Here is a 4,602-nt window from a genome sequence, read left to right on the forward strand (position 1 = left end):
GACGATGTCTTTGAGGGGGTGGTCGAGGTGGGGGTCGAGGGCGGCGCAGGCCTCGTCGAAGGCGGCGGCGAACTCGGGCTCGGCGGCGTACAGTTCGCGACCCATCCCGGCGCGCTGGCTGCCCTGCCCCGTGAAGACGAAAGCCGTACGCACGGGACCTGAGGCGACACCCCGCGCCACCGCCGCGTGCTCCTCGCCCGCCGCCAGCGCCCGAAGCGCGTGCGCGGCCTCCTCCTGTGCCTCCGGCCCAACGGCCAGGACGACCGCCCGGTGCTCCAGGGCCGCGCGCCCCCGCGCGAGCGTGCCCGCGACAGGGCGCAGCCGGCCCGGGTGAGTGGCGAGATGGGCCGACAGCCGCCCGGCCTGCGCCCGCAGCGCCTCGGGCGAGTGCGCCGACAGCGGCAGCAGCACCGGGCCGTCGTGCGCGGCGGGTTCCCCGGCCGGTTCGGCGGACTGCTCCTCGGGCTGTTCGAGGATGACGTGGGCGTTGGTGCCGCTGATGCCGAAGGAGGACACGGCGGCCCGGCGGGGCCGGTCGTGCGCGGGCCAGGGCACGGAGTCGGTGGGAGTTCGACGGCGCCGGCCGTCCAGTCGACGTGCGGGGTGGGCTCGTCGACGTGCAGGGTGCGGGGGAGCGTCCCGTGCCGCATCGCCATGATCATCTTGATGATGCCGCCCACCCCGGCGGCCGCCTGCGCATGCCCGATGTTCGACTTGAGCGATCCCAGCCACAGCGGCGCGGCCTCGCCCCGGCCCTGTCCGTACGTCGCGATGAGGGCCTGTGCCTCGATGGGGTCGCCGAGGCGGGTGCCCGTGCCGTGTGCCTCCACGGCGTCCACGTCCGCGGGGGCAAGCCGCGCACCGGCCAGGGCCTGGCGGATGACGCGCTCCTGCGCGGGACCGTTGGGTGCGGTGAGGCCGTTGCTGGCGCCGTCCTGGTTGACGGCGGAGCCGCGGAGCAGCGCGAGGACCTGGTGGCCGTTGCGGCGGGCGTCGGACGCCGGCGCCTTCGCTCCAGCCGGTGCCGTCGGCCGCCGCCGCGAACGATTTGCAGCGGCCGTCGGCGGAGAGCCCGCGCTGGCGGCTGAACTCGACGAACGTGTCGGGCCGCGCCATCACGGTGACTCCGCCGGCGAGCGCCAGGTCGCACTCGCCCTGGCGGAGGGCCTGGGCCGCGAGGTGCAGGGCGACCAGGGAGGACGAGCAGGCGGTGTCGACGGTGACCGCCGGTCCCTCCAGACCGAACGTGTAGGAGAGCCGTCCGGAGACCACGCTGGACGTGTTCCCGGTGAGGAGATAGCCCTCCAGCTCCTCCGGGACCTCGGGCAGCGCCACTGAGTAGTCGTTGTACATGACACCGGCGAAGACCCCGGTGCGGGAGCCGCGCACCGCCGCGGGTTCGATGCCCGCGCGCTCGAAGGTCTCCCACGCGGTCTCCAGCAGCAGCCGCTGCTGCGGGTCGGTCGCCAGGGCCTCGCGCGGGCTGATCCCGAAGAACTCGGCGTCGAAGTCGCCGGCCTCGTGCAGGAATCCGCCGTGGCGGGTGTACGACGTGCCGATGCGGTCGGGGTCGGGGTCGTACAGGCCGGCCAGGTTCCAGCCCCGGTCGGCGGGGAAGCCGGAGATCGCATCGGTCCCGTCCGCCACCAGCCGCCACAGGTCCTCGGGGGAGGCGACGCCGCCCGGATAGCGACAGGCCATGCCGACGATCGCGACGGGCTCGTCGGCGACGGGTACCGGGGCACTGGGCACCGGGCCCGCCGTGGTGGTTCCGTGCTCCCGTTCGGCGCCGGGCAGCAGCGACAGGACGAAGGCGGTGAGCGCCTGCGGGGACGGATGGTCGAAGACCGCGGTGGCGGGCAGCCGCAGACCGGTGGCCGCGGTGAGGCGGTTGCGCAGTTCGACGCCGGTGAGCGAGTCGAAGCCGAGGTCGCGGAAAGCGCGGGCACCGTCGACCGTCGCCGAGTCGGCGTGGCCGAGCACGGCGGCGACCGTGCCGAGGACCAACTCCCCGACGAGGCGCTCCCGATCGGGCTCGTCGAACGCGGCCGTGCGTTCGGCCCAGGCCGCCGCACCACCCGCGGCGCCGACGGCGACGGCCTGGCGCAGCGGCGCCCGGACGAGCTCGCGCAGCGGAGCCGGAAGCACACCCTCCGCGGCTCGCTCGCGCAGGGCGGCGGCGTCCACGCGCACCGGAACCAGCGCCGGTCGCCCGCTCTCCAGGGCCGCGTCGAGCAGTGCGAGCCCCTCCTCGGCGGTGAGCGCTGCCAGCCCCGAGCTCGCCCAGCGCGCCCGTTGCGCCGCGCCCAGCCCGCCCGCCATGCCGTCGCCGGTGTCCCACAGGCCCCAGGCCAGCGCGGTGGCGGGCAGCCCCAGGGCGTGGCGGTGCCGGGCGAGTGCGTCCAGGAAGGCGTTCGCGGCCGCGTAGTTGGCCTGTCCCGGGGTGCCGACCACGCCGGTGACGGAGGAGAAGAGCACGAACGCCGACAGGTCCGCGTCCAGCGTGAGGTCGTGAAGGTGGCGGGCGGCGTCCGCCTTGGGCCGCAGCACGGCGTTCAGCCGGTCCTCGGTCAGCGTCTCCACGGTGCCGTCGTCGAGCAGGCCCGCGAGGTGGAAGACGGCGCCGATCGGGCGGTCGGCCGGTATCCCGTCGAGGACCCGGGCGAGAGCGTTCCGATCGGCCACGTCGCAGGCCGCGAACTCCACCGAGCAGTCCGACTCGGCCAGTTCGGCCGCCACGTCGGCCGCGCCGGGTGCCTGCGCACCACGGCGGCTGAGCAGCAGCAGATGGCGTACGCCGTACCGCGCGACGAGATGCCGTACGAGAAGCCGGCCCAGGCCGCCGTTGGCTCCCGTGACCACGATCGTGCGGTCGGTCCGGCCGAGCCCGGGGGCGGCCGTGTCTTCGGCGCCGTCCACGGTGCCCGCCCCGTCCGGGACGAGTCGCGGCACGCGCAACTCACCTTGGACAACGGAGAGTTGGGGCTCGTGCAGGCAGGCGTTGGCGAGCGCGGGCAGCAGTCGGCCCACCTCGTCGAGGTCCTCGGGCAGGTCGGCCACCGCGAAGCGGCCGGGGTGCTCGGACTGGGCGGAACGCACCAGGCCCCACACCGTGGCCGCCCACGGATCGCTGCCCTCGGCACCACGGGTGAGGAACAGCAGCGTGGACTCCTCGAAGCGTGCGTCGGCCAGCCAGGTGCGCACGGTGTCGAGCGCGTGGGCGGCCGCCGCGCGGCCCGGCGGCACCGGCAACGCGACCACGGCGGGCACGGGCTCCTTTGCGGGCAGCTCACCGAGCTCGTCGACCAGCGCGACCGTGGCCTCCTCATCCCGGACCGGGAGAGCCGAACCGACGGGAACCCAGGCGATCCGGTACGGATCGGCAGACCGGCCGGCAGCACCGAACTGCCGCTCACCGGCCGGCCGCAGTACGAGGGCCTCGGCCGACAGCACAGGGTGTCCGGCGGCGTCCACGGCCGTCAGCCGGCCCGCCGACCAGTGGACCCGCAGCATGGTGGCGCCCGTCGCGTGCAGATCGACGCCCGACCAGGAGAACGGCAGCGCCGGCCCGCCGGAACCCTCCGCGGCCTGCGCGACCAGTGGATGGAGCGCCGCGTCCAGCAGCGCGGGATGCACGCGGAACCCGGATGCCTCCGCCGCCTCGGTGTCCGGCAGCACGAGCTCGGCGAAGAGCTCGTCGCCGCGCCGCCAGGCCGCCCGGACACCCCGGAAGGCCGGACCGTACCCGTACCCCAGGTCGTCGAGGCGGACGTACAGCGCCTCGACGTCCATCGGTTCCGCCCGCTCCGGCGGCCACGCGGTGAACGGCGCCGGCGCGGCCGGACCGCCCCCGGCGGACAGCAGGCCGCCGGCATGCCGGGTCCATCGACCGCCGTCGGCGGGCCGGGCGTGCACGGTGAGCGGACGCGTACCGCTCTCGTCGGGCGCGCCCACGGTCAGCTGCACCTGCACGCCGCCGTGCCCCGCCTCCGGCAGCACCAGCGGGGCCTCCAGGGTCAGTTCGTCCAGCCGGGGGGTCCCGGTGCGGTCACCGGCCGCGAGCGCCAGGTCGACGAACGCGGTGGCGGGGAGCAGGACCCGGCCGAGGACCCGGTGGTCCGCCAGCCACGGGGGCGCGTCGGCGGACAGCATCCCGGTCAGCAGCAGGCTCCCGTCGTCGGCGCGTTCGACCGACGTGCCGAGCAGCGCGTGCCCGGTCGCGTCGAGACCGAGATCCTCGGCACGCGCCGAGGCCGCCGGCGGCAGCAGCCAGTGGCGCTCCCGCTGGAAGGGGTAGGTCGGGAGTCCGGCCTCCGGCGGGGTGTTCGGCGAAAGAGCGTCCCAGTCGACACGAGCACCGCGCGTATGGGCGGTGGCCAGCGCGGTGCGCAGTGTCAGCCGTTCGTCGCGGTCCTTGCGCAGCACGGGGACGGCGTCCGGGGTGAGGGCGCTCAGGGTGGCGTCGGGACCCAGTTCCAGGGCGAAGGTGACACCGAGTTCCCGCAGTGTCTGGATGGCGTGGTGGTAGCGGACGGTTTGGCGGATGTGGTGGGTCCAGTAGTCGGGGGTGGTGAGTTGGTCGGGGGTGGCGAGGTGTCCGGT

The 4,602-nt window shown here is 75.3% G+C and carries 1 pseudogene; it reads right to left on the reverse strand.

From position 1 onward, the window contains the following. A pseudogene (locus tag ADL12_RS55020) lies at positions 1-4,602 on the reverse strand (type I polyketide synthase); the annotation flags it as partial.

Origin of the sequence: Streptomyces regalis (assembly GCF_001509475.1) — a bacterium.
Lineage (GTDB): Bacteria > Actinomycetota > Actinomycetes > Streptomycetales > Streptomycetaceae > Streptomyces > Streptomyces regalis.